We start from the raw sequence: 24,632 nt of genomic DNA, 5'->3' as shown, positions 1-24,632 counted from the left end.
AACAACATTACGTAAAATGTGATGTGGCCTTGCCAAGTCACTCCCTGAGAAAGACAAGCACTCCGTTACTTTGGTCGCCACTGTACTCCTCGAACAAATTTAGTCAATCATTATGTTTATATTGATAAAATGCTTAGTGAGTTTTAGATCAAAAACGCGATCAAAGTTGGGTTAGCATATCATGATAGTTGTAAAAAAATCCATTATATACCCCGGCTGGGCTGAACGCAGAGAATAAGATAATTTGTGAGTTTAATATGAAGGTAAATGACATATTATTTTTGCATTTATAAAAACTTAGTTTTTACTGTTGGCTCTTTATTTATGGGAGCTATGTTTAAGCGGATTCTACTAAATTATGTATTTATTCACTTTGCCTTACCTTATCAACTATGCAAACGTTCCTTTTAAATTAGTGTTATTACTCTAGTATAAATTTGCGAGGAGTTTACTGTAGGTTTGTTTCCGAAGCGTTATAAGTAGTGGTATGATGAGTTTATCTGATCCCCCTATAACTAGAATATACGGACACAATTAATGGTCATTAAGGCAAAGAGCCCTGCAGGATTTGCGGAAAAATACATTATCGAGAGTATTTGGAAAGGGCGCTTCCCTCCGGGTTCTATTCTTCCGGCAGAAAGAGAGCTTTCAGAACTTATTGGTGTGACTCGCACCACTTTACGTGAAGTATTACAACGTTTGGCGCGTGATGGCTGGTTAACTATCCAGCACGGCAAACCAACCAAAGTTAACCAGTTTATGGAAACCTCTGGTTTACACATTCTAGATACGTTGATGACGTTAGATGCAGATAACGCAACTTCAATCGTAGAAGATTTACTTGCAGCACGTACAAATATCAGCCCGATTTTCATGCGTTACGCGTTTAAAGCGAACAAAGAAAACGCAGAAAGAACCATTATTGGTGTGATTGAATCTTGCGAAGCATTATTAGCCGCAGAGTCTTGGGATGCATTTATGGAGTCATCGCCATACGCAGACAAGATCAAACAACATATTAAAGATGATGGTGAAAAAGACCCAGCTAAACGTCAAGCGACGCTAGTGGCGAAGACATTTAACTTCTACGATTACATGTTATTCCAACGTTTGGCTTTCCACTCGGGCAACCAAATTTACGGTTTAATTTTCAACGGTCTTAAAAAGCTGTATGACCGCGTTGGCAGCTATTATTTCTCTAAACCTGAAGCTCGCGATTTAGCGCTGAAATTTTACCGAGATTTATTAGAGGTTTGTGAATCAGGCAATCGTGAACAGATTTTGGTTGTGGTTCGTAACTACGGCGTTGAAAGTGCGCAAATCTGGAATCAGATGAAGACTACACTGCCAACTAACTTTACTGAAGACGATAGCTAATCTAACGGTTAAGTTTGTTGAATAATCATAGTTTCAGAAAGCCCATCAAATGATGGGCTTTTTTATTGTCAGTTGTATTGTCAGCAGTAGATAAGCAAATTAGCCGATCTCGATGGCTAAATCGCCGTCAATGGTTGAAGAACAGGCGAGTACATAGCCTTGTTCAATTTCTTCTGCCGTCAATGGGTCTGAGCTGGTGGAATTGACGCTTCCTTCGGTGACTTTACACTTACACGAACCACAAATACCACTTCGACAGGCGATGATGATAGGAAGTTGTTCGGCTTCTAAGCTATCAGCTAATGTAGCGCCGTGTTTGGCTTGGAAAGTCTTGCCAAAGCTTTCGACCGTGACAGTCGCTTGCTGATTGTCGCTTTGCTTTGGTTGAGATGAGGTAACTGGCGTAAAGCTTTCCTGATAAAACTCGCTCATATCAAATTGAAGCTGCTCCAAGTAACCTTTGCTATCGAGCATGAACTGTTCTGGGCCACAAAGATAGGCGGTTCTTTGCGCGAAATCCGGAACAAGTTTTACCAACCAATTAGCATCGAACCGACCTTGATGGTAGGCGGTGTCAGTGGCGTCTTTGAGCAGAAGATGTAAGTGGAAGTTTGAATATTCACAGTCCAGTTGTTCGAGCGTAGACAAAAATAGGGTTTCGCTTGCGCTGCGGGCAATGTGGACAAATGCAATATCAACACCCGGTTGCTGGGAAAGCCAGTAGCGTGCCATGGCATAAACAGGCGTAATACCGCAACCCGCACTGATGAGTAACGCCTTATTGTTGCGTGGCTGATGATCGATACAATTGAAATCGCCAGTGGGCGCAAGGCATTGAACTGTGTCGCCAACGGCTAGAGTATCAATGATGTGGTTAGATACTTTGCCACCTTCGACGCGTTTGACGGTTAGTTGCAGCATATCTTGCTTAGGTAGAGAGCTGATCGAGTAAGCCCTGTATTCTAGTTTTCCGGCTATTTCAATTCCCACACTAACAAATTGCCCAGGTTTGAAATCAAAGCTTTGCTTGTTTTCTGCGGCGAGTTTGATGCTAACGCTATCGGGCGTTTCTTGGATTTTATCAACGCAAATAAGCGTGGATGGCTTACTATTTGGCCATTCAAATGTCATAAAAACCTCTCGGATGAGAGGGGGCTTTAAGCCCCCAAAAAGTTAAGCAGCAAGAATGGTGTCTAGATCAGATTCAACATTTGAAATTGCGCGCATGTCGAACTTTTCTTGGATAATGGCAAGTAGATTATCGGTTAGGAACGCAGGCGCAGTCGGGCCTGTGTAGATGCCTTTAACGCCAAGAGCGAACAGGGTCAGTAAGATAACAATGGCTTTTTGCTCGAACCAAGAAAGTACCAATGTAAGTGGCAGCTCGTTGATGTCACAGTCAAACTCTTTTGCTAATGCAAGCGCCAATTGAATGGCTGAGTAGGCATCGTTACATTGGCCAACATCAAGTAGACGTGGAATACCGTTGATGTCACCAAATTGGTTTTTATTGAATCGGAATTTACCGCAAGCTAGGGTCAAAATCAGTGTGTCTTCTGGTGCTTGTGCCGTGAAATCAGTGTAGTAACTGCGCTCTGCTTTATCGCCATCACAGCCGCCCACAAGGAAGAAGTGGCGAATGTTGCCCTGTTTTACTTGATCAATAACAGCAGGCGCAGCGTTCATTAATGCGTTACGGCCAAATCCGACAGTAATCATTTGTTCAATTTCATCATGTTGAAACCCTGGTTGAGCTAGAGCACATTCAATAACTTGGCTGAAATCATCGCCCTCAATGTGTGCGACACCCGGCCAGCCCACAATGCTGCGGGTAAATAAACGGTCTGCGTATTGACCGACATCAGGGTTAAGTAGGCAGTTTGATGTCATGACAATCGCACCCGGGAAGTTAGCAAACTCTTTTTGCTGGTTTTGCCATGCACTGCCGTAGTTGCCCACAAGGTGAGGGTATTTATGTAATTCAGGGTAACCGTGAGCAGGCAACATTTCACCATTGGTGTAGACGTTGATACCAGTACCTTCGGTTTGTTGAAGGATTTTCTCTAAGTCATGTAAATCGTGACCGGAAACAAGGATACACTTTCCTTTCACTGGCTTAACGTTGACTGCGGTTGGTTCAGGGTGTCCAAAGGTTTGAGTCTCGCCGTGGTCGAGCATCTCCATCACTTTGTAGTTCATTAAGCCGATTTGCATCGAGCAGTCTAATAGTTGACCGAGGTCTTCTGGGTCGGTACCAAGCCACGCCATGATTTGGTGATATTCAGCTTGAATCGCTTGGTCAGTCTGCTCCAATACGCGCGCATGTTCCATGTAAGCGGCAGCACCTTTAAGGCCATACAAACAAAGTAAACGCAGACCAATGACATCTTCGTGTACCGAGTCTTTACCGCGGTTCACTGCCACTTGAGGAGCAAAATCAAGGATAGCTTCTGCTGATGGTGGCAGTTCAAAATGTGCAACGCTAGGTGCGCTTTCAAGCTCTACATTACCCATAGCGGCAGCAGAGATAACGAGCTCTTTCAATTTAGCTTTGTATTGTGCTGCTTGATTAGCCAGTTCTAAGATACGTTCTGGGTCAAAGTTAACGTTGGTCAGTGTGGAGAAGAATGCACGTGGTGCCCACTGATCAATTTCTGCATCGATAATATTGAACTCACGCGCTTGATTAGCCCAATATGAGACGCCTTGTAAGGCATAAACCAGTACGTCTTGTAGGTCAGAAACTTCCGATGTCTTGCCACACATCCCCTGCGTGAATGAACAACCTTTGATAGTTGGGGTTTGAATCGTCTGTTCACATTGAATACAGAACATTGTAGCTCTCCAGAGTTATCGCCCATTTTAGTTTTAGGTTTGGGCTGTTTGTTTTAGATAACGCTGTAGAGCAGGGATTGTGCCAAAACTTAACTCTATGTTTTTATTGAATATTATTAGGTTTTGAGAAGGTGATTGTTGTAAAAAAGACAACATTAACGATGTCTTTTTTACAACAAGGAGGAGTTTAAAGGTTAAATTTCTTACCCATGCGATACAGGTTTCCTCTGTCCATTTGAAGAAACTCTGCTGCTTTTGCCCATACATTGCCCGATTCGTTCAAAGCGTGTTCAATCAATTGTTTTTGATAACTTTCAACCAGTTGGCGCATCGGCTGACTATCAGCAGGGAATAAGCTCGATGTGTTTTTTACAACGCCTGCTTGGTTGGGTAAATCGAAGTGATGTTGTTCTATAGTGGCGCTCTGCTGTTGTATCGCGTGTAGGGCCGCTCTCGTCAACGTATGTTCAAGCTCGCGAACGTTACCCAACCATGGTTGAGATTCAAGCATGGCCAAGGCTTTAGGGTGTACATGCAAGCTTGGTGAGTTAAATTGCTGACGAACTTTCTCTAGTAGGTAGCCAGAGAGTATGGAAATATCAGTTTGTCTCTCTCGTAGGGGAGGTACATGGATTGGGAACACATTCAGTCGATGATAAAGATCAGAACGAAATCGACCTTGCTCCACTTCTGTGGGTAAGTCTCGGTTGGTTGCCGCAAGAATTCGGACATTCACCGTTAGGTATTTATCACTACCCACACGTTGCAGCTCACCTTGCTGAATGACTCGTAGCAACTTGGCTTGTAACACCAATGGAAGTTCACCGACTTCGTCTAAAAACAATGTGCCGCCATCGGCAAGCTCGAATTTACCTGCGCGGTTGCTGTTCGCACCGGTAAATGCTCCTTTGACATGGCCGAATAGTTCGCTTTCCGCTAAGCCTTCAGGCAGCGCAGCACAGTTTACGTAGATCATTGGTTTGTCGGAGCGGTGAGATTGGGCGTGGAGGTTGTGCGCAACCAGCTCTTTACCCGTACCAGTTTCGCCTGTGATGAGTACGGCATAATCTGATTGAGCGACGGTCGCGATACTGGTTTTTAGTGCTTCGATTTGTGGGCTTAAACCAATCATCTCACCATGTTGCGAGCGCGCTTGTTGAATGAGAGTCTGAGTCACGTATTTTTGCTTTCGATTGGCTGAACGTAGCGCTTTGATTTGGCCAATATTCCTAAGGGTAGCCGCCGTTAACGCAGCGAAGGTTTCGACTGTCACCATATCTAAATTATCGAATGCACCTACATTGAGCGCATCCATGGTCAACACGCCTACTAAGGTATGGTCTACGTACAGGCTACAACCTAGACAGTCATGGACATCAATGGTTTGTTGCTCGGTAAGAAGCGCGCCGTCAAAAGGGTCGGGCAGTGGGCTATCGGCATCAAAACGAACAGGAAGCTTACTTGCCATGATTTGCTCTAACCTAAGGTGCTGTGAAGGGCAGAAGCGTCGCCCTAACACTGCGGCAGACAAACCTTCTACTGCAACAGGGGACAAATAGCCTTGCTCATCAAATACAAATAAAGCACTGGCGTCACAAGGAAATACTTGGCTAATACCTTGAAGCAGTCTTTGATATTGTTGTTCAGTAGATAGGCTAGAGCTGAGATTTAAAGAGAGTTGTAATAAGACTTGTTCGACAGAGGAAGGCATAGTGAAGCTCGTATAGATAATTTACTGAGCATACTATCAACGCGATGTGTTTTTCACATCGCTCAAATGGGTATGAATGCTATACGTTTGATGATGATCAAAAAGGCCTCGTCGAAACGAGGCCTAATCTAGATTCAGCAGTCAGAGCAATCTTCACTGCCGCCAGCTTCCATAAACCAGCTGGTTAAGTGGGCCTTTAGGTCCTTGAGCTCATCGGGGCCAATCAAGGCTAAGCCAAGATCTTCGGCGCGAGTGATATCGTTATAACGCAGTGGGCGGAAGCTCACGAGCATTGCGCGAGCTTGCAGGCCACCAAGTAGGTCGCGTAGCGATTCCAATTTATACAGTGTGTCGTCGCCATCATCGCGCATTCCTTTGGTCTTACATTCGATGATGTGTAGCTTGTTATTTACCACTGAGGCAACATCAAGCTCATTACGCACTTCACGGTCACCGAGCTGGCGATAAACCTGAACATTTAGCGAGCGGTCTTGAATGGTTGGCATATCTTGCTGAATTTGACGCACAGTACTGTGAACGAGCGTCTCAAGCCATTCACCATTTGAGAATCGGCGTGCTTCTTCGCTTTCAAAAGTGAGGATACCATTCTCGTAGGTAGCAATGTTTGCTTCCACTAGATCGCTCAGTAGCATGTTGAGCTCGCGGTAGCCTTGCTGTTTTTCTGAGAGTTCTACATCGAGCTTTTGCTCTTTACGACAAGTGGTCGCAAGGTAGTTTAGTGTCGCAAGGCCAGGGCCAAGTTCTAGTGCATTACTCGCCCAGCGTTCACCTAGCTCATAGAGCTTTTGGTCAAGCTGAGGTGGCAGTTCTTGCTCGTTAAACTCACCACGCGCGCCAAAAATAGTCAGGTAGTCTGAAATAGTGATACGGTCTTGAACTTGGGTATCTTCTTTACCATCTGGATACAGCCAACACAGGCGGTCGCTGTTTGGTTCAACCACAAAAATTGCCCAGTGGTAGCTACGAAATACTTCATAAACCGACAGCAAACGATGACGAAGGCCACAACTTGCGTTGAGTTTGACTTCTTCCCCGCGGGATTTTAGGTCTTCCGCTAATGCTGCTACAGACTGTTTAATCTTAGAAGTATTTGCAACGTTAGGGATTTGGTAAAACTCTGACGTGATATTACGTTGTTTCAATACACTGTGTAGACGTTCATACATTTCTTTTTGGTTTTCAACGCCAATAAACACAATGTGCTGACTAATCGTTCGATTGTCCAATAGTGGAGTGATCAAGCGGATAGGGTCTTGATCTATGATGCCAACATGAACTGCCATAATTGTTCCTCATGTTTGGCTTGCAATACAAACTGGAAGAAAAGGTGAAACGCCGCAAGCCATAATAACCATATAATGATGGCGCATATAAAAAACAAGGGCGATTAATAAAATTAATCGCCCTTGTTCAATTATTTACATAAAACTTGCGTGCTAGAGCTTGAAGCGATGTACCAATTCTCCTTGCTGATTAGCAAGTTGGGTGAGGTTATTGCTGGTCGCTGCAATGTCAGCCATTGCGGTGTAGCTGCTGTCAGCGATTTGGTTGATCTCTTCAATATTCTGGGCAATTTCAGACGCGGTTTGGTTTTGCTCTGCGGCAGCGGTTGAAATGTGACCACTCATCTGGCTGATTTCCATAATCAGGGATTGAATCTCTTCCATCGCACTGTTAGCACTCGATGCTTGATCAACCGACAAGGTCATATCATCCATACAGCTTTGAATTACGCTGTTGGCTGATGTAGAGCTGCTTTGCAGATTGCTGATCATGTTTTCAATCTCAGAGGTCGATTCAGTCGTGCGCTGCGCAAGGACGCGTACTTCATCTGCAACCACTGCAAAACCACGCCCTTGTTCACCAGCGCGAGCGGCTTCAATCGCTGCGTTCAGTGCAAGGAGGTTAGTTTGTTCGGCAATATTGCGAATCACGTCGAGAATCGAACCAATCTGACTACTCATGTTCTGCAGTTCTTTCACTGCATCAACGGATTCATTCAAGCGAGTCTCAAGCTGGTTGATGGTCGTAATGTTGGTGCTCATGATCTGACGACCTTGTTCCGACGCCACTTCCACTTGTTCAACCATCTGCAATGAGCTTTGTGCGCTTTGTGCCACTTCTTCAACCGAGTGAGTCATTTCAGTCATTGCGGTTGCAACACTCGCCGTTTGCTGACGTTGTTGGTTTAGCTGTGACTGCGCGTTAGACAATGTGCTTTGGTTGTTGTTAGCAGTGTGGGTGAGATTATCAGATGCTTCGTTAAGCCTAACTAGAATGTTATGTAGGTTTTCAGCTAGGTCATTAATATGCCCACTCACGCGGCTGAACTCGTTGTTGTAACGAACCTCAATACGTTGGGTCATATCGCCTTCGCTAAGACCTTCTAATGTCTTCAAGATACGAGTCAGTGGATCGCGCACGCTTTTCGCTAGGCTAAAGCCGATACCTGCTGCAAGTGCACCAACAACCAAACATAAGAAGATAGCGCGAACTAAACTTTCGTCGTAAACGTTGCCCGCTTCTACTAATGAATTGTTTAAACCGTTTTGCGCTGTTTCACTAAATGAAGCCAATAGCGCCATTGAGGTATCCACCTCTTTGGTTAGGTTAGCGATGTTTTCATACAGCGCTTCGCGTGAAATAAGGTAGCTGTTGTGTTGGTCTAATACGCCACCTTTTTTACCTATGTCCAAAGTGAACTGTTTCACCGAAGAATCGAAGGTATTTTTTAGTTCTGGCAATTGAGCCGTAAGGCCTCGGTATGCGTAGTTAAGGTGGGTAACCGCTTTTTTGTTTCTAGCCACCGCTTTTGCCACGAACTCTGTGTCGCTGCTTGCCAACGCATCAGAGGTGATCACTTCAGCATCTTTTAGCTTCACAAAGTAACTTTTTGCCATCACTTTAACTGCGATTTTATCTTGGTCGTCGATATACTCCTTCATTCCGACACTCAGTTCAGAGTGAAGGCGTTGGAATTGGCGAGTTGACTTTTGAACTTGTGCTTGGGCGGTGAACATATTGCGGTAGTTATCCATCGCAATCTGTGCTTCATCAAAGTAGCGTTGTTCGATTTGCTTAACTTGCTCTATACGTTCTTTCAATTCAGGATGGTCAGCACTAGCTTGTTCTAGCTGCGTCAAAGATTGATCGTAACGGGTTTGAGCTTCGCCAAACTGTGCGCGTATCACATCCATCCGCTCAAAACTTTGAGTGGTTAAATAGTCTTTGAAAAGTTTGTCGGCAGAAAGCAAATCAACGTTAGTTTGATTTGAATAAGACACAAGGGGCAGTGATGTATTGGTTACACTAGCAAAATTCTGATGTATAAGTTCCATACCACGCAATGCCATAAAGGTGGAAATTGCGAACATCAAAATGATCAATGCAAACCCAGCGTACATTCTCCTAATCACTGAGCCTTTCATAGACCTCTCCTAAATTTCATAATTAGATTATTGGTTATAAAGTACCAGACGCTAAGATATTGTATTGACTACGAGACACGCATTTTTTGACGCACAAGACAAAAATGACTCGACACAAATTATTTCGAAGCGCTAAATATTGAAATTGAACGCTGTTTTTAATTGTGATTTAAATCGGCATGACGCATACTCAATCACATCGCTAATCTTATCTCATGGAGTCCGGCATGGCTGAAGAAACCATTTTTAGTAAAATTATTCGTAAAGAGATCCCGGCTGATGTCGTTTACCAAGACGATTTAGTTACAGCATTCCGTGACATCAACCCACGAGCTCCAAGCCATATTTTGATTATCCCAAATAAGCTGATTCCAACGGTGAACGACATCGAAGCGGATGATGAGTTAACCATGGGGCGCATGTTTACGGTGGCTAAGCAATTGGCTAAGCAAGAAGGGATTGACCAAGACGGTTATCGATTGATCATGAACTGTAATGCGCATGGTGGCCAAGAGGTTTACCACATCCATATGCATTTAGTAGGCGGTCGACCTCTCGGCCCGATGATAGTGAACTAAACTTATTGGAAAGTGATCTGTCAAAAAAGCACGATCGAATGATTGTGCTTTTTTTATAACTACAATTTTGAATACGGAGTACGAATTGAACAATACTCTTCGACTCATACTGGCTTCGCTTAGTACCTTAACGCTTGCCGCTTGCGCGAATCTTTCTGCGGGTAATCTTTTTAGCCACTATAGTGCGCAAACTGCACAGGTTTACCAATCAGTAAAAGTGGGTCAGTACCAACAGGCAGAGCAACAGTTACCCGACCAAGTCGCGGGAGACATTTTAGATAATTTTGAAAAAGGCCGCGTGTCATTACTCAATCAAGATTATCAGCAAAGTCAGGCTGCGCTTGAACGAAGTGATAACGCCGTTCGTCAGCAACAAGACCAAGCGGTTGTTTCACTTTCTGAAACCGCGGTCAATGTAGGCTCTATCGCAGTAAACGACAACTTAAACTACTATCAGCCCGCAGATTATGAGTTAGGTTTTCTCCACCTATACTTAGGTTTGAACTATGTTAAAGCGAATCAGTTAGATGACGCTTTGGTTGAAATGCGCCGCGCTAACCAAGTTCAAGAGCGCGCTCGCATGGAGAGAGAGCGAGATCTGCAAGACGCTGAGCAACAAATGAAGCAGCAGGGGCTGACGCCAAACTTGGGCAGTGTGTTGGCCAAATACCCAGATGCGGGTAAAAGTTTACAAGCGGTGCAAAATGGCTACTTGCTTTATTTATCGGCATTGCTGTTTGAGGCAGACAATGATTTAAACAGTGCTTATGTCGACTATCGGCGAGCGCTGGCGGTGATGCCAGACAACCGAAGTGTGATTGATAGCACAATGCGTGTTGCTAAGCGGTTAGGCATGAGTGAGGATTTAACCAAGCTTGAAAAGCGGTATGGGGCTTATAAACCGTTAGCGAAAGGCAAAGCGCGCGTTATTGTGCTGCAAGAGCAAGACATTGTTGAAGCATTACAAGGTTGGAAGCTTTCTTTGCCTTTATATGACAGTCGCGGAAATGGCGCGTTGTACTCTTTGGCTTTACCTTATTATCCGACACATGCGTCGATTCGATATACGCCACTGGCGTTAAATCAGCGCAATGTGAATCAAGACCTGTTGGTAGATGTAAATCTAATGGCACAAAAGAATCTGTCAGAAAAAATGCCATCGATAGTTATCCGCCAAGCTTTGCGTGTCGTAGCCAAAGATAGACTACGTAAAGAAGCGGCTCAGGGCGATGATGTTGGCAACTTGCTGTTTAATGTTTGGAACACCTTAACTGAACAGCCAGATACTCGCAGTTGGCAAACGTTACCCGCCAGTGTTTACAGCTCAACGTCGGTAGTGTCACCGGGAGAGCAACAGCTTTTGGCTGGGTCTCAGGCGTATTCATTTAATGCGCAAGAAGGTCAAACCGTGCTTGTGTGGCTATCGCGCCAAGGCAATAGCGCCACTATTTGGCATAAACAATTAGGGAAACTGTGATGAAAAAATGGATATTAGCAATAATGGCAACCTTTGCCGTCGTCGGTTGCAGTTCTAATACCTCAGGGCTGCGTATTGATGGTGGTTCGCAAAGCGTGTTATTTGCCAACTCCTCGCTCGATCGTCGTTTGGCGGTTGAAGATATCACCACTACAGAAATGGATGGTCATACTCGCGGCATCGTAAGCCTAGCGAGTAAATCTAGCGGTGATCAGCATTTGTTGTATCGATTTTATTGGTATGACGATCAAGGGCTTGAAGTGGATACCAAAGTGGGTAATTGGAAACGTTTGATTATCCGCGGAGAAGAGATACTCACCATCTCTGAAGTGGCTGTGAATCCAAACGCGACACAATTTCGCGTTCAGATTCGTGAGCAGGACTAATTTCTGTCAATCGAAACGGTGTGGGCTGTTTGACGTCACATCGTTGGTTACAAATTTTCTGAACCATTCCTAGTGTGAGTGGGTCAGACTACGTATAAATTAATGAGAATACATTAAGGATTTTACAATGAAAAAGAGTGTTATTGCGCTGCTGGGCCTAGCGGTAATTCTAGGCGGCTGTTCAAACAAAGTAAGTTATGGTGATGCGCAAGCCGTAGAAACCACAACCATCGACTTTGGTTCAACGGATCTACAAACCATCGCAGCAGAGATGGTTGATAGCATGATGAACTCAGGTTCTGTTGCGGCTATCACTCGTGACTCTCGTCCGATTGTGTTTGTTGAGCGCATCAAAAATAAAACTAGCGAGCACATTGATACTGAATCGATTACCGACACCATCAGTACCAAAATGCTTAACTCTGGCAAGTTCCGCTTTGTAGACATGGGTCGTGTGGAAGCGGTTCGCGATCAGTTGAATTTCCAAAACAATGATGAGCTTGTAAACCAAAGCAATGCGATTCAGTTTGGTAAAATGGTCGGTGCTCAATACATGCTATATGGTAACTTATCGAGCATCGCTAAAGCCGCTGGTAGCGATAAAGACGTTTACTACAAGATGACCATGCGTTTGATGGATCTTGAAACAGGTCTTATCGAATGGGCGGATGAAACGGAAATTCGTAAGCAAGAATCTAAGAGCCTACTAGGCCTATAACATAAGGAGCGTGAAATGGCGCGAATGTCTTGGCAAGAAGCATGTCAGTTAGATAGTTCATTGGTGTCATTAGAGCGCTTCTTTTCGATTCCCCCTGATTATGGACAAACCTTAACAGGGGGCTTGACTAATCGTTGTTGGAAAGTGGTCACTCAAAGTGGCGAAGCCTATGTGTGGCGACCGACCACACCAATTACTCAAGCCTTTTCTATTTCCCGCTTTCAAGAGTATCAAATCTTATCCGCCATCCAAGAATCGCAGCTTAGCCCCAAACCGATATACATTAACGATCAAGGCTTGCTGGTGGAGTGGATTGAAGGTACGCCGCTGACCGATAACTTAAGCCTTGAGCTGATGTTAGAAGCGCTAAAGGCGGTGCACAGCGTAGACACAACACGAGTGCCAGTGGCACCGTTCAATTATACAGCTCGGGTAGATCACTACTGGATGCAGCTGAAAGAATCATTAAAGACCGAACGTTACCAAACCATTTATCGCGATTGGCGAAATGCGCCAAGCCTTGCGGATGTCGGCCATACCTTGTGTCATTTCGATTTGGCGGGCTATAACATGGTGAATACCTCTGCGGGGGCGAAAATCATAGATTGGGAATATGCGACGATTGCAGACCCTCGCTTAGATCTGACATTGAGCCTCGAAGTAGCAGATGCGAATAGCATCGATAACATTCATCGTTATTGTCAATTGCGTGAAATAGAAGGCGTAGATGATTGGGTTGAAGGGGTGCTCGCTTGGACCCCAAGAGCAACAATGATGGCGATGCTGTGGTATCTGCTAGCCTATCAGCTATGGGGTGATGAGCCGTATTTACGCCAAGCAGAGCAGCTTAGCGAACAGTTTTGCAAATGAGATCACTGTTTCACGTAAAGTTATTATGAATTTTACAATGCGATCTTTAAAACCCTGATTTTCGTGTTAGATTAAAATTAGTTTGTTGCAGTTTAGTTAGTCACTCTCGAACTCGTGTTAAAACAAACAGCATAATAAATCGGGGAAATAACATGATAATCTACCTTCACGGCTTTGATAGCACCAGCCCAGGCAATCACGAAAAAGTGTTACAATTGCAGTTCATTGACGACGACGTTCGCTTCATTAACTACAGCACGCTTCATCCAAAACATGATATGCAGCATCTTCTTAAAGAAGTTCATAAGGTGATAGCTCAATCAGATGACCCAAATCCGATTATTTGTGGTGTTGGCCTTGGTGGCTATTGGTCAGAGCGTATTGGCTTCTTATGCGGTATCAAGCAGGTGATCTTTAACCCGAATCTTCATCCAGAGAAAAACATGGTAGGTCGGATTGATCGCCCTGAGGAGTATGAAGACATCGCGACGAAATGTGTTGCTGAATTCCGAATGAAGAATGCCAAGCATTGCTTAGTCGTGTTATCAAAAGAAGATGAGATTCACGACAACTCAAAGAGTGCAGCTGAGCTTGAAGGCTACTACGACATTATCTGGGATGAAAAAGAGAGCCACAAATTTAAGAAAATCTCTCAGCACCTACAAGCGATGAAAGCATTCAAGCAAGCAAGTTAATTTCATCAGGCATAAATTGTTGCAAAAAAGCGACACAACTAACGTTGTGTCGCTTTTTTTGTTTTTTAGCCTATAAAAGTAGCAACTTAGCTGCTTATTAGCCTGTCGAAACGATTTTAAGCAAACTTTCCTGTGGGATTACGAGGGAGCATATTGGCGTTGCTGCATAAATCCCTAACTTTTATGCAGAGATTCGTGCAATCTATGGTTGCGCGGTGAGTTTTGCTCTATATAATGAGCAGAGTAAAAATTATTTGATAAATATCAAAAAAAATTGAGAGTGAGTGAAAAACTTACCCAAAACTTTGCCAAACCGAGCAAATAATTAACTTGGAACGAGCAAACGGCTCCTATTGAGCTTTTAATCCAATACGTAACTTGAAGTACCTCTATCGCAAACGAAGGCGAAGATTGATTAAGAATTCCATCAAATCGCGTAGCGCGGTTTGTACAAATTTAATGTTTATTGTTTTTAGAGGGTAGTTGCTTTGACACGAATTATCGTAGTAGGTGGCGGTGCAGGCGGTTTAGAGCTTGTAACTAAGCTAGGCCATACACTTGGCCGTAAAGGACGTGCTAGCGTAACTTTGGTTGACCGTAAGGCAAGCCATTTATGGAAACCACTATTACACGAAGTGGCAACAGGTTCGTTAGATGAAGGCGTTGACGCATTGAGCTACCGAGCTCACGCGAAAAACCATCATTTTGATTTTCAAATGGGTAGCCTAGCGGACATCGATCGCGAGCGTAAAGTTATCACACTAGCTGAGCTAAAAGATGACAACGGTGAGCTATTGATGCCAAGCCGTGAACTTGAATACGATGTATTGGTTCTTGCTATTGGTTCTACGTCGAACGACTTCAACACTCCGGGTGTTCGTGATAACTGTATCTTCCTAGATAGCCCTGAACAAGCACACCGCTTCCGTACTAATATGAACAACGAATTCTTAAAGCTACACGCTAAGAATGGTCAAGGTACGGTAGACATCGCTATCGTTGGTGCCGGTGCAACGGGTGTTGAGCTTTCAGCAGAATTGCACAACGCAGTGAAAGAGCTACGCACATACGGCTTCGGCGATCTAGATTCAAGCAAGTTGAATGTAAACCTTGTTGAAGCAGGTGAGCGTATTCTTCCTGCTCTACCAACCCGCATTTCAAGTGCAGCGCACCAAGAGCTGACTAAGCTAGGTGTAAACGTTCGCACGGCGACGATGGTGACACAAGCTGATAAAGATGGCCTAGTCACTAAAGACGGCGACAAAATTCCTGCACAAATCATGGTTTGGGCTGCAGGTATTAAAGCACCGGACTTCATGAAAGAGATTGGTGGTCTTGAAAGCAACCGTATTAACCAGCTTGTTGTGAAAGATACGCTACAAACCACTCGTGATGACAACATCTTTGTTATCGGTGATTTAGCTCAGTGCACTCAAGAAGATGGTTCGTTTGTACCACCTCGCGCGCAAGCTGCTCACCAAATGGCGAGCCGAGCGTTTTCAAACATCATCGCGAAGTTAAATGGCCGCGATCTAAAACCTTACGTCTACAAAGACAAAGGCTCATTAGTGTCGCTTAGCCGCTTCTCTACCGTTGGTAGCTTGATGGGTAACCTAACGAAAGGTTCGATGATGGTTGAAGGACGTATCGCACGCGTTGTGTACATCTCTTTATACCGTTTGCACCAAATGGCGTTGCACGGCGTATTTAAGACAGCTTTAATCATTCTAATGGGCCGCATTAACCGCGTATTGCGCCCGAACTTGAAGCTGCATTAATACCAATCAAACCTAATCGTTTGAAATGAAAAGACCTCCGCTTGGAGGTCTTTTTGTATCTGCTTGCTATTCACTGCAGCTGAAACTCTTTAACTAGGAATGATGGAATAAACTGCCCCTTGTTTGGGCTTACCATTAAATACAAAGCGATTCGCGGCGAGCGTTTCAAACGTAGCGCCGCAGGCAATAGCGAGGCGTTGGCTAGCCTGATTTTCTGGGTCACACACGATTTCTACTCGCGTCAGTTTTAAAATATCAAAACAAAACTCGACCAAAGCGTCGACCGCTTGTTTGGCGTAACCTTGTTTTTGATAGTCATCACCAATCCAATAACCAATGCTAGCCATATTGAAGGTTTGATACAGCTCGTTGATTGCCACCATACCAATCAGTTTGTCATCACTACGACGAAAGATACCAAATCCGTAGGCTTCTGATTTTACCCAGTTTAATCGAGTCGCTAGTAAAAATCGTTCGGCTTCAGAGTGGCTGAAATCGCTATGACACCAGTCTATCCATTGGTGCAGGCTAGGGGACTGGGCAACCAGTGTTTGCAATTGCTCACTACACTCGCCGCCGATGAGCCTCAAGACAAACTGTGGGGTAATGATTTGATAATCAGGACTCATAAGGTGTTCATCGCAAAAACAAAAGAGTTAGCACAAATCGACTCATTACTTAAAGCACGTTACTTAAAGCATGGCGCTTTATTGAAATGACTTTCGATTAAGCGTTGAGTGATTGGGTGCTCAGGACAGGTCAAAATGCTTTGTGTATCGCCAGCTTCCACTACGTTACCTTCATGCATCACCATCACTTTGTCGGTAATATGTTTCACTACGCCAATGTGCTGAGACACGTAAACAAAGGACACCCCCATCTCTTCTTGTAGCTCTAAGAAGAGATTGATGATCTGAGAGCGCATCGCCATGTCTAAGCCGTTTAACGCTTCATCTGCAACGATGATCGAAGGTTGCAAAATAAGAGCACGAGCAAGACACACACGTTGTTTTTGGCCGGTCGCCAACATTTGTGGATAGAAGTAAGCATGCTCGGGTAGCAAGCCAACTCTTAGCAACGTATCTTTGACACGACGCATGCGCGCCTCTGGCGGCATATTGGTGTTTCGCTTTAATGGTCCTTCTAAAATGCGACCGATTTGGATTCTTGGGTTGAGCGAGGTGTTCGGGTCTTGGAAGATCATCCGAATCAACTTACAGCGAGTCGAGTAATCTTTGTGCTCTAACAACTCGCCATTAACGCGAATTTCACCAGAGCTTGGTTCAACCATGCCCGCTAACATACGTGCGAGGGTTGATTTACCCGAGCCATTTTGGCCGATAAACCCTATGGTTTGCCCGGCTTCTAAGGTAAAGCTAACCGGCTTAACTGCGTGTTGTTCTTTACGGCGGAAGATACCTGAGCGAGTGACAAATGACTTGGATAAGTTAGTCACTTCGAGCAAAGCATTACTACTGGTCATGCTTTTTTCTCCATATTGAGCGGGAAGTGACAGGCATATTTATGATTCTTCACTCGTTTAGCCATTGGAATTTCGACGCACTGTCTCTGCGCGTAAGGACAACGTGGCCCTAATCGGCAACCGATAGGCAGATGCTGTAGTGGTGGAATTGTCCCCGGTAGTGATTGCAGTTTTTCTTTGTGAGGAATCCATTCCGAAAAATCAGGCATTGCTTTAAGCAGCGCCACCGTATAAGGGTGCTTAGGTTTAGCTAATATCTTATCGGTATCGGCGGATTCAACCGATTGACCACAATACATGACGGTAATACGCGTCGCCCATTGAGTAATCGTTGTTAAGTCATGACCAATCAACATAATGCTGGTGTTATGCAGTTGATTCATACGGCTCAGTAGGCGCAATATTTGCGATTGCGTAATTGGGTCTAAGTCGTTGGTTGGCTCATCGGCAATGAGCAACTTTGGCTTAGCGGCAATCGCCATTGCAATCATGATTTTTTGGCATTCACCGTCAGTCAGCTCGTAAGGGTAGCTACCCATGATTTGTTTGTGATCTTTAATACCGACTTTGTGTAAAAGCGCAATAGCTTGCTTTTTACGCCATTGAAAACGCTGCCACCAACGACCTTCAAATGAACGTGATGGTATCGCCTCAATTAGCTGCTTGCCGACCTCGTCGGACGGGTCTAAACAGGTTGATGGTTCTTGGAAGATCATCGCGATATCACGGGCAATAACACGACGTCTTTCACGCGGCGTTAATTGCAGTAAATCGATATTGCCAAGGCGCATGCGGTCAGCCGTGACGCGCCAGTTGTCTTTACAAACGCCGACAATCGCTTTGGCAACTAGGCTTTTACCTGAGCCTGACTCGCCCACAAGACCACGAATTTCACCTTCGTTCATGGTTAGGCTCATGCGGTCGACGGCTTTCACCATACCTTGTGGTGTTTCGATCTCGATGGTTAAGTGTCGAATATCTAATAATGGCATTATTCGATCCCCGCATTAAGAGCTTGGCGTACGCCTTCACCCACTAAGTTCACCACAATCACGGTACACATGATGGCAAGTCCCGGTAGGGTCACTGTCCAAGGTGCTAAGTAAATCAGCTCAACGGAGTCACCAAGAATCGCGCCCCATTCAGCGCTAGGCGCTTGTGCGCCAAGGCCCAAAAAGCCAAGAGCCGTGATATCAAGAATGGCAATTGATAAAGCGAGGGTAAACTCAGAGGCGAACACAACAAGAATGTTCGGCAGGATAGAGTTCCAAAGTAGGTAAAAATCATTCGCGCCATCTAAACGTGCGGCTAGAACGTAGTCTTTTTCGACTTCGGTGTGCACTGCAATATAGACTGAACGAATAAAGCGTGGGATTAAGGCTAAGCAGATAGCAAGCAATACGTTGAACTCGCCAAAGCCTAGGAATGCGACAAAAATAATCGCTAAAAGCAAAGATGGGATCGACATAACGGTGTCGAGTAAGTGGTTCAACGTACTCGACAGTAGCCCTTTGGTCATGCCTGCAAGAATACCAATTAGACAGCCTATTGCTGCGGCAATCACTGTGATGATGACCGCTGCGCCAAAGGTAAGCTGTGAGCCGACAATCAGGCGAGACAAAATATCGCGGCCTAAATCATCAGTACCTAAAAAGTAGTCAACGGTGCCCGCTGGATTCCAAGATGGCGGCAGCAAAAGCTCACCAGTTTGAGCTTGTGGATCGTGCGGCGCTAACCAAGGGGCAATCAATGTGATCAGAACAATGAGAACGAAACACCATAGACCAAACATCGCGAGGCTATTTGCGCGGTAACTGCGCCAAAACCGCTCAAACTGAGTCGGGATGCGCTCTTCTTGATAAACACTATCGGTTAGCATACCACTCTTTCCTTACTAACGGGTTGATCATCGCACCAATCAAATCAGACAAAATGTTGGCCGTTAAAACCAAGGTCGCGACGACGATAACGCCAGCTTGAATGGCTACGTAATCTTGGTTCGACAGCGCATCCAGTAACCAGCGGCCAATACCCGGCCAGTTGAAAATGGACTCGGTGACGATCGCTAAGGTAAGCATACTCGATAATTGCACGCCTATTTTCGGAATGATCGGCGGAATGGCATTACGCAGTACGTGCTCAGTAACGATCTCGTGAGTTGCTAAACCTTTAATTCGTGCCGCGCGGATGTAGTTTTTACTCATCACCTCAGACACAGAAGCACGCATTAACCCAATAACCTGAGTGGTAGGGGCAAGCGCTAACACTAAACATGGCAAAATTAGGTGATCAATAACACTTTGCAGTGCATGAGCTCGGTATTCACCTTTAGCAAAAAACGCATCGATAATTGCAAAGCCTGTGATGTGGTCGATTTGGTACAACAAGTCGTAACGGCCAGCAACAGGGAACACTTGGTAGTGCAGTGAGAACACCATGATCATCAGCAGCGCAACCCAAAATAGTGGCGCGGAATAGCCGGACATTGAAGTAAACGAGATAATAGTGTCTAGCCACTTACCTTGTTTCATGCCCGCAACAGTGCCGATTGGGATACCAATCAATAATGATAAAACGAATGCAATTAAACACAGCTCTAATGTGGCCGGGAAGACGGATTTTAACTCATCGATAATCGGCACACCGTGTTTGTTAACCCCAAAGTTGAGCTGCATAAGCTCACCAAGGTAGTGAGACCAACCTTGCCAGTAATCTTGTAATAACCACGGGGAGGTAGGATCAAGACGTAGCAGGCTGTAGCCGACGATGGTTAAGATCAGCAAAGTGATAATGAAAAGGTTGAGGCGACGAATAGTATACAGCAGCATTTATTGCACCCTTTCCACTAAATCAAACGGTTGAGCATTAAATGGACTCACTTTAAAACCGGTCAACGATTTGTCATGCGCTTGAAATTGCATGCCATGGTTGAGCGGAATGACAGGAAACTCTTGGTTTAAAATGTTCTGCGCTTGTTTATACAAGTTGAGTCGATAGCGTGTTTTATCCACTTCGAGCGCTAAATCAAGTAAGAAGTCGAAATCAGGATTACACCAGCTCGATACATTTAACCCTGCGCGTTCAGAATCGCAAGAAAGCAGCGGGCGTAGGAAGTTATCAGGGTCTCCCGTATCAGCAATCCAGCCAGTCAGATAAAGGTCGATGTTACTATCGCTGCTTAAATCATTGCGGTTGAATCGGTCATCCGTCATCAAATTCAGTTTGATGCCGATATCGGCAAAGTTCGCTTGGATTAACTCGGCCGTTTTGCGTGGGCTCGGGTTGTAAGAGCGCGGTTCAAGCGGTACCGACATATTTAGCTCTAGTCCTTTGCTATAACCCGCTTCACGCAGCAAGGCGATGGCGTAGTTGCGATCATAGCGAACTTGAATACTGTCGCCGTTATAGGCCCATGAATTCGGTGGCAATACCGAATAGGCTTGACTGCCTGTTCCATAGTAAACCGAGTCGAGAATGTTCTGACGGTTGATGGCATAGTTGAGTGCCTTACGCACTTGAGCATCATTTAGGGCAGGGTGCGATGTGTTGACTGCGATAAAGGAGATGTTCATCGCTGGTTTGGCTGTCAGCTCAATACCATCATGAGCTTCGATAGTCGGAATTTGACTTGAAAGCGGTGAGCTTAAAACATCACACTCATTGCGCAGTAGCTTCGCTAAAGTACCGGTACCACGGTGAGAAATATCGAATACCACTTGCTCCATTTTTGCGCGACCCGCCCAGTAGCCATTGTGGCGCTTCAAACGGACTAAATCATTGATTTGATAATCATCAAGATAAAATGGTCCAGTGCCTACAGGATGGCTGTCTAACATGGGCTTTTCGTCAGCGACTTGCAGTTGATTGCCATACTCTTTCGATAAAATCACTGCATGGCTGGTAGAAATGTTTGATAAGAAAGTGTTGTCAGGGCGAGCAAGGGTAAATTTAACCGTGTGCTTATCTATCGCCTCAATGTCTGTCAATAAGTTCTGAAAATCGATGCCGCTAAACCAAGGATACAGGCCGCTTCCTACATAGTGAAAAGGATGCGAAGAGTCTATGATGCGACGGAAGCTGAATACCACATCATCAGCGGTTAGGTGGCGTGATGGGGTAAACCACTCTGTGGTCTGAAAAGAAACGCCTCGCTTTAGCTTGAAGGTGTATTCCGTGCCCTGATCGTTGACTTGCCAGCTTTCAGCAATATTAGGCACAGGTTGGAAGGTTTCACCATCGAGCGTGAGTAGGGTATCAAACAATTGAGAACTGAGAGTTTCTGACGTAATGCCACTATCCACTAGCTGTGGATTGAACGTAGTTGGCCCGGCTTGTCCACAAAAGACAAATCCGGTTTGGCGCACTTTATTGTGGTTAATTTTTTCTCCACAGCCAGCCAATAGGCTAACCGCGAAAAAACTTAACGTCAGTTGTATGAATGCTTTCATAAGAATATGGGAATCGAAGCACAGCGGAACTCACCATTATGCCCCATCCCCCCAGTGTGTGACTACTAATTGTTTTTGCAAACCTAATTATTAATTTTAAACCTTTTGGTGCGACTTATTTGCTCAGTTTGGTGGCTTGCCGTGAAATCTTGTTAACTCTCGCGACTCAGGTCATATTTTCGCACCATTCCTCTTAATTGATGATAACTTAGGCCAAGCAATTCTGCCGCTTTGCGCTGATTAAATTTACTTTTTTTTAGTGCCGCGGTTAACAAGGTTTGGTCTTGCTGTTCTTGCCAAGCTTTATAATCTAGCGGGAAGCTAAATTCCTCAGTGGTCGTTTGCTGAGGGGCTTGATTGTGTTCCGTGTTGTTTTTCGGCTCACGCTGAAACGGGTCAAAGATGAGATGATCGATAGGGTAATCTTGCACGCCATGTTGATAGACCGCACGCTCTACAACGTTTTTGAGTTCACGCACATTACCTGGCCAAGGGTATTCCAACAACTGGCTCATGGCAGTTTGGCTAAAGCCTACAAAGTATTCAAAACCTAACTCGCGACACATCTTAATGGCGTAGTACTCTGCCAGTAAGGGAATGTCTTCTAGCCTTTCCCTAAGCGGTGGCAAGTGAATCACGTCAAAGGCTAAACGGTCGAGTAAGTCAGCGCGAAATTCCCCTTCATTCGCCATTTTCGGTAAGTCGGCGTTGGTGGCGCATATTAATCGCACGTTGGCATTCATTAGTTGGTGGCCGCCAACCCGTTCATATTGACCGTATTCAATCACTCTAAGTAATTTTTCTTGCACCAGTAGAGGAGCGGTGGCGAGTTCATCAAGAAAAAGAGTGCCATTTTCTGCTCGTTCAAAACGGCCTTTATGGCGCCCTTTAGAGCCAGTGAAAGCCCCTGATTCATGACCGAAAAGTTCGGAGTCGATCAACCCTTCGCTTAAGGTTGAGCAATTCAGGGAGATAAGGGGTTTATCCCAACGTTTGGATAAATAGTGCAAGCGCTGAGCAATCAACTCTTTACCGGTACCACGCTCACCAATAATCAGTACAGGGCGCTCAATCGCGGCTAAGGTGGATACTTTGTCCAATACCGCTAGAAAGGCTGGGGACTCACCAATTAGGTTTTGCTGCATTGACTTTATCTCACTTGGTAAATTTTACCTATAGTTGGTCAAATTTATCACAAAGGCAAGATGAAAGATGATGAATTATGATTAAGTTACTGTTTTTATTGGGATGTAAAGTTGGCACGCGACTTGTAATGTATCTAGCAGATTGATTATCTTCGTTCAGTTATGACCAAGTAAAGGAGTCACCCATGGGTATTTTTTCTCGATTTGCAGACATTGTGAACTCAAATATTAGTGCTCTACTCGATAAAGCGGAAGATCCTGAAAAAATGATCCGTTTAATCATTCAAGAAATGGAAGACACATTAGTTGAGGTTCGCACTAACTCAGCTAAGGCGATTGCTGACAAGAAAGAGTTGGCACGTAAGGTTGAGGCCATTGAAGAGCAAGTTAGCGATTGGGCTGAAAAAGCAACGCTGGCATTAAGTAAGCAGCGTGAAGATTTGGCTCGTGCAGCGTTGATTGAAAAGCAGAAGTTGCAAGATGTATTGAAAGGCCTGCATACCGAACAAACGCTCGTTGAAGAAACCATCGAAAAGCTAACCGGTGAAATTGGTAAGTTAGAAAGTAAAATTACCGAAACCCGTGCGAAGCAGCAGGCGATTGTGATTCGCACCCAAACTGCCACCAATCGCCGTGACGTTCAAAAACAGCTACATACAGCACGAACTCATGAAGCTATGGCGAAGTTTGACCAATATTCACGTAAGATTGATGAGCTAGAGGCAGAAGCGGATCTTTACGCAAAAACAGGTCAAGGTAAGTCACTCGACCAAGAGTTCGCTGAACTACAAGCTCAAGACGAAATTGAGCAAGAGCTAGCAAAATTGAAACAGCAAATGGAAGAAAAGAAATAAATTATTTTGCTGCGACAGAAGCCCGAACACAGCTGGGTTTCTGTCCTAAGAGCCATTAGAGCGAATTTTAGGAGTTGTTTATGTCATGGTTTTGGATCGCGTTACCACTGATCGTATTTATGATCTTTGTAGCGCCAATATGGTTGATTTTGCATTACCGTAGCAAGAAAACCTCAAGCAGCGGCCTTTCTCAGGAAGACTACCATCGTTTAGAGAAGCTCTCTAAGCAGGCGGAATCAATGCGCGACCGCGTTGACACGCTAGAGCGAATTTTGGACTCGGAGTCTCCAAACTGGAGGCGTCGCTATGAGTAGAGAACTGTATCGAGATACGGCCAATGGTAAGCTATCTGGCGTGTGTGCTGGTGTTGCCCACTACTTCGGAATGGAAGTATGGCTAGTTAGAATCTTAGTCATTTCTGCGTTTTTACTCGGGGGTAACTTTTTAGTTCTACTCGCTTATATTGCGATGTCGTTTATGTTGGAAAAGCAGCCAGCTAACTACGTTGAGAGCATCAAGTCACAGCAAGAACATAAGCTAAAAAATAAGCCTTGGCAGGCAGGGCAATCAGCGGAACGTCTGCTTGATACTCTAGAGAGAGACATGGCTAGCCTCGAAGGTAAGGTACGCGATATCGAAGCTTATGTAACTTCCGATACCTTCAAAGTGAATCGCGAGTTCAGCAAGTTATAACCCTTCTATTGAGAGGTGCATTCGCATCTCTCAACTTCTTCATTTTTCACGATTATATCAATAGGACGTGTGGCGGACTATTTAACGGTCAACTATGTTTGATAGAGGCTTTTGCTCTCAAGCGATAGGGATGAC

Annotated in this window: 23 protein-coding genes; 11 read left to right on the top strand and 12 right to left on the bottom strand. The window is 44.9% G+C overall.

From position 1 onward, the window contains the following. The first annotated feature begins 537 nt into the window (after positions 1–537). Positions 538–1,377: a fatty acid metabolism transcriptional regulator FadR gene (gene fadR, locus OH461_RS05565; RefSeq protein WP_270019612.1), complete on the top strand. Its 840-nt coding sequence runs from the start codon at positions 538–540 to the stop codon at positions 1,375–1,377. Between the two features lie 99 nt (positions 1,378–1,476). On the opposite strand, the gene OH461_RS05560 is transcribed toward fadR, so the two are convergent. From OH461_RS05560 to OH461_RS05540, 5 genes are all read right to left on the bottom strand, one after another. Next, a complete protein-coding gene (locus tag OH461_RS05560) occupies positions 1,477–2,508 on the bottom strand; it encodes a hybrid-cluster NAD(P)-dependent oxidoreductase (RefSeq protein ID WP_270019611.1) in 1,032 nt (343 codons plus the stop codon). 42 nt (positions 2,509–2,550) lie between these two features. Further along, a complete protein-coding gene (gene hcp / locus OH461_RS05555; RefSeq protein WP_270019610.1) occupies positions 2,551–4,212 on the bottom strand; it encodes a hydroxylamine reductase in 1,662 nt (553 codons plus the stop codon). A 187-nt stretch (positions 4,213–4,399) separates the two neighbouring features. Beyond that, positions 4,400–5,923 carry a nitric oxide reductase transcriptional regulator NorR gene (gene norR / locus OH461_RS05550; protein WP_270019609.1) on the bottom strand — a complete coding sequence of 508 codons (1,524 nt, stop codon included), beginning with the start codon at positions 5,921–5,923 and terminating at the stop codon, positions 4,400–4,402. Positions 5,924–6,057: 134 nt separating this feature from the next. Beyond that, complete coding sequence (locus OH461_RS05545; protein WP_270019608.1) at positions 6,058–7,227, bottom strand: DUF1887 family protein; 1,170 nt, start codon at positions 7,225–7,227, stop codon at positions 6,058–6,060. 153 nt (positions 7,228–7,380) lie between these two features. Then, positions 7,381–9,372: a methyl-accepting chemotaxis protein gene (locus tag OH461_RS05540; protein ID WP_270019607.1), complete on the bottom strand. Its 1,992-nt coding sequence runs from the start codon at positions 9,370–9,372 to the stop codon at positions 7,381–7,383. 227 nt (positions 9,373–9,599) lie between these two features. Here OH461_RS05540 and hinT point away from each other — a divergent pair, with 227 nt between their 5' ends. From hinT to OH461_RS05505, 7 genes are all read left to right on the top strand, one after another. After that, complete coding sequence (gene hinT / locus OH461_RS05535; protein ID WP_270019606.1) at positions 9,600–9,950, top strand: purine nucleoside phosphoramidase; 351 nt, start codon at positions 9,600–9,602, stop codon at positions 9,948–9,950. 85 nt (positions 9,951–10,035) lie between these two features. Next, positions 10,036–11,427 (top strand): COG3014 family protein, encoded by a 1,392-nt coding sequence (locus tag OH461_RS05530; RefSeq protein ID WP_270019605.1) that lies wholly within the window; start codon positions 10,036–10,038, stop codon positions 11,425–11,427. Further along, entirely contained in the window at positions 11,427–11,813 is a 387-nt protein-coding gene (locus tag OH461_RS05525) for a YcfL family protein (RefSeq protein ID WP_270019604.1), read from the top strand. The genes OH461_RS05530 and OH461_RS05525 overlap by 1 nt, the downstream gene beginning before the upstream one ends. A 127-nt stretch (positions 11,814–11,940) precedes the next feature. Further along, positions 11,941–12,531 (top strand): penicillin-binding protein activator LpoB, encoded by a 591-nt coding sequence (lpoB, locus tag OH461_RS05520; RefSeq protein WP_270019603.1) that lies wholly within the window; start codon positions 11,941–11,943, stop codon positions 12,529–12,531. A gap of 15 nt (positions 12,532–12,546) precedes the next feature. Next, a complete protein-coding gene (locus OH461_RS05515) occupies positions 12,547–13,401 on the top strand; it encodes a phosphotransferase (RefSeq protein ID WP_270019602.1) in 855 nt (284 codons plus the stop codon). A 152-nt stretch (positions 13,402–13,553) separates the two neighbouring features. Then, entirely contained in the window at positions 13,554–14,096 is a 543-nt protein-coding gene (gene ycfP, locus OH461_RS05510) for an alpha/beta hydrolase YcfP (RefSeq protein WP_270019601.1), read from the top strand. A 488-nt stretch (positions 14,097–14,584) separates the two neighbouring features. Beyond that, the gene (locus OH461_RS05505; protein ID WP_270019600.1) at positions 14,585–15,874 is read left to right on the top strand and encodes an NAD(P)/FAD-dependent oxidoreductase; all 1,290 of its coding nucleotides are present in this window, start codon (positions 14,585–14,587) and stop codon (positions 15,872–15,874) included. A gap of 89 nt (positions 15,875–15,963) precedes the next feature. Here the strand turns inward: OH461_RS05505 and OH461_RS05500 are convergent, their stop codons facing one another. The 7 genes from OH461_RS05500 to pspF form a co-directional block, all read right to left on the bottom strand. Next, positions 15,964–16,503: a GNAT family N-acetyltransferase gene (locus OH461_RS05500; RefSeq protein ID WP_270019599.1), complete on the bottom strand. Its 540-nt coding sequence runs from the start codon at positions 16,501–16,503 to the stop codon at positions 15,964–15,966. 59 nt (positions 16,504–16,562) lie between these two features. Then, complete coding sequence (locus OH461_RS05495) at positions 16,563–17,357, bottom strand: peptide ABC transporter ATP-binding protein (RefSeq protein WP_270019598.1); 795 nt, start codon at positions 17,355–17,357, stop codon at positions 16,563–16,565. After that, positions 17,354–18,349 carry a peptide ABC transporter ATP-binding protein gene (locus tag OH461_RS05490; RefSeq protein WP_270019597.1) on the bottom strand — a complete coding sequence of 332 codons (996 nt, stop codon included), beginning with the start codon at positions 18,347–18,349 and terminating at the stop codon, positions 17,354–17,356. The genes OH461_RS05495 and OH461_RS05490 overlap by 4 nt, the downstream gene beginning before the upstream one ends. Beyond that, positions 18,349–19,236, bottom strand: a complete 888-nt coding sequence (sapC, locus tag OH461_RS05485; RefSeq protein WP_270019596.1) for a putrescine export ABC transporter permease SapC — start codon at positions 19,234–19,236, stop codon at positions 18,349–18,351. The genes OH461_RS05490 and sapC overlap by 1 nt, the downstream gene beginning before the upstream one ends. Beyond that, positions 19,223–20,185 carry an ABC transporter permease gene (locus tag OH461_RS05480; protein ID WP_270019595.1) on the bottom strand — a complete coding sequence of 321 codons (963 nt, stop codon included), beginning with the start codon at positions 20,183–20,185 and terminating at the stop codon, positions 19,223–19,225. The genes sapC and OH461_RS05480 overlap by 14 nt, the downstream gene beginning before the upstream one ends. Next, complete coding sequence (locus OH461_RS05475) at positions 20,186–21,805, bottom strand: ABC transporter substrate-binding protein (RefSeq protein ID WP_270019594.1); 1,620 nt, start codon at positions 21,803–21,805, stop codon at positions 20,186–20,188. Between the two features lie 152 nt (positions 21,806–21,957). Continuing rightward, positions 21,958–22,950 carry a phage shock protein operon transcriptional activator gene (gene pspF / locus OH461_RS05470; RefSeq protein WP_270019593.1) on the bottom strand — a complete coding sequence of 331 codons (993 nt, stop codon included), beginning with the start codon at positions 22,948–22,950 and terminating at the stop codon, positions 21,958–21,960. 185 nt (positions 22,951–23,135) lie between these two features. Between pspF and pspA the strand changes: the two genes are divergently transcribed. The 3 genes from pspA (at position 23,136) to pspC (ending at position 24,497) form a co-directional block, all read left to right on the top strand. Further along, entirely contained in the window at positions 23,136–23,804 is a 669-nt protein-coding gene (pspA, locus tag OH461_RS05465; protein WP_270019592.1) for a phage shock protein PspA, read from the top strand. An 80-nt stretch (positions 23,805–23,884) separates the two neighbouring features. Next, a complete protein-coding gene (pspB, locus tag OH461_RS05460; protein ID WP_270019591.1) occupies positions 23,885–24,118 on the top strand; it encodes an envelope stress response membrane protein PspB in 234 nt (77 codons plus the stop codon). Further along, positions 24,111–24,497, top strand: coding sequence for an envelope stress response membrane protein PspC (gene pspC, locus OH461_RS05455; RefSeq protein WP_270019590.1), 387 nt, complete (start codon positions 24,111–24,113; stop codon positions 24,495–24,497). The genes pspB and pspC overlap by 8 nt, the downstream gene beginning before the upstream one ends. The last annotated feature ends 135 nt before the right edge of the window (positions 24,498–24,632 follow it).

The organism is Vibrio sp. LaRot3 (assembly GCF_027587025.1).
Lineage (GTDB): Bacteria > Pseudomonadota > Gammaproteobacteria > Enterobacterales > Vibrionaceae > Vibrio.
The sequence above is the reverse complement of the archived record's forward strand: the minus strand, read 5'-3'. Positions and strand labels throughout refer to the sequence as shown.

Bases quoted from the DNA above. Each gene is read 5' to 3' on its own strand.
- fadR (WP_270019612.1), top strand. From the start codon at position 538: ATGGTCATTAAGGCAAAGAGCCCTGCAGGATTTGCGGAAAAATACATT.
- OH461_RS05560 (WP_270019611.1), bottom strand. From the start codon at position 2,508: ATGACATTTGAATGGCCAAATAGTAAGCCATCCACGCTTATTTGCGTT.
- hcp (WP_270019610.1), bottom strand. From the start codon at position 4,212: ATGTTCTGTATTCAATGTGAACAGACGATTCAAACCCCAACTATCAAA.
- norR (WP_270019609.1), bottom strand. From the start codon at position 5,923: ATGCCTTCCTCTGTCGAACAAGTCTTATTACAACTCTCTTTAAATCTC.
- OH461_RS05545 (WP_270019608.1), bottom strand. From the start codon at position 7,227: ATGGCAGTTCATGTTGGCATCATAGATCAAGACCCTATCCGCTTGATC.
- OH461_RS05540 (WP_270019607.1), bottom strand. From the start codon at position 9,372: ATGAAAGGCTCAGTGATTAGGAGAATGTACGCTGGGTTTGCATTGATC.
- hinT (WP_270019606.1), top strand. From the start codon at position 9,600: ATGGCTGAAGAAACCATTTTTAGTAAAATTATTCGTAAAGAGATCCCG.
- OH461_RS05525 (WP_270019604.1), top strand. From the start codon at position 11,427: ATGAAAAAATGGATATTAGCAATAATGGCAACCTTTGCCGTCGTCGGT.
- lpoB (WP_270019603.1), top strand. From the start codon at position 11,941: ATGAAAAAGAGTGTTATTGCGCTGCTGGGCCTAGCGGTAATTCTAGGC.
- OH461_RS05515 (WP_270019602.1), top strand. From the start codon at position 12,547: ATGGCGCGAATGTCTTGGCAAGAAGCATGTCAGTTAGATAGTTCATTG.
- ycfP (WP_270019601.1), top strand. From the start codon at position 13,554: ATGATAATCTACCTTCACGGCTTTGATAGCACCAGCCCAGGCAATCAC.
- OH461_RS05500 (WP_270019599.1), bottom strand. From the start codon at position 16,503: ATGAGTCCTGATTATCAAATCATTACCCCACAGTTTGTCTTGAGGCTC.
- OH461_RS05495 (WP_270019598.1), bottom strand. From the start codon at position 17,357: ATGACCAGTAGTAATGCTTTGCTCGAAGTGACTAACTTATCCAAGTCA.
- OH461_RS05490 (WP_270019597.1), bottom strand. From the start codon at position 18,349: ATGCCATTATTAGATATTCGACACTTAACCATCGAGATCGAAACACCA.
- sapC (WP_270019596.1), bottom strand. From the start codon at position 19,236: ATGCTAACCGATAGTGTTTATCAAGAAGAGCGCATCCCGACTCAGTTT.
- OH461_RS05480 (WP_270019595.1), bottom strand. From the start codon at position 20,185: ATGCTGCTGTATACTATTCGTCGCCTCAACCTTTTCATTATCACTTTG.
- OH461_RS05475 (WP_270019594.1), bottom strand. From the start codon at position 21,805: ATGAAAGCATTCATACAACTGACGTTAAGTTTTTTCGCGGTTAGCCTA.
- pspF (WP_270019593.1), bottom strand. From the start codon at position 22,950: ATGCAGCAAAACCTAATTGGTGAGTCCCCAGCCTTTCTAGCGGTATTG.
- pspA (WP_270019592.1), top strand. From the start codon at position 23,136: ATGGGTATTTTTTCTCGATTTGCAGACATTGTGAACTCAAATATTAGT.
- pspB (WP_270019591.1), top strand. From the start codon at position 23,885: ATGTCATGGTTTTGGATCGCGTTACCACTGATCGTATTTATGATCTTT.
- pspC (WP_270019590.1), top strand. From the start codon at position 24,111: ATGAGTAGAGAACTGTATCGAGATACGGCCAATGGTAAGCTATCTGGC.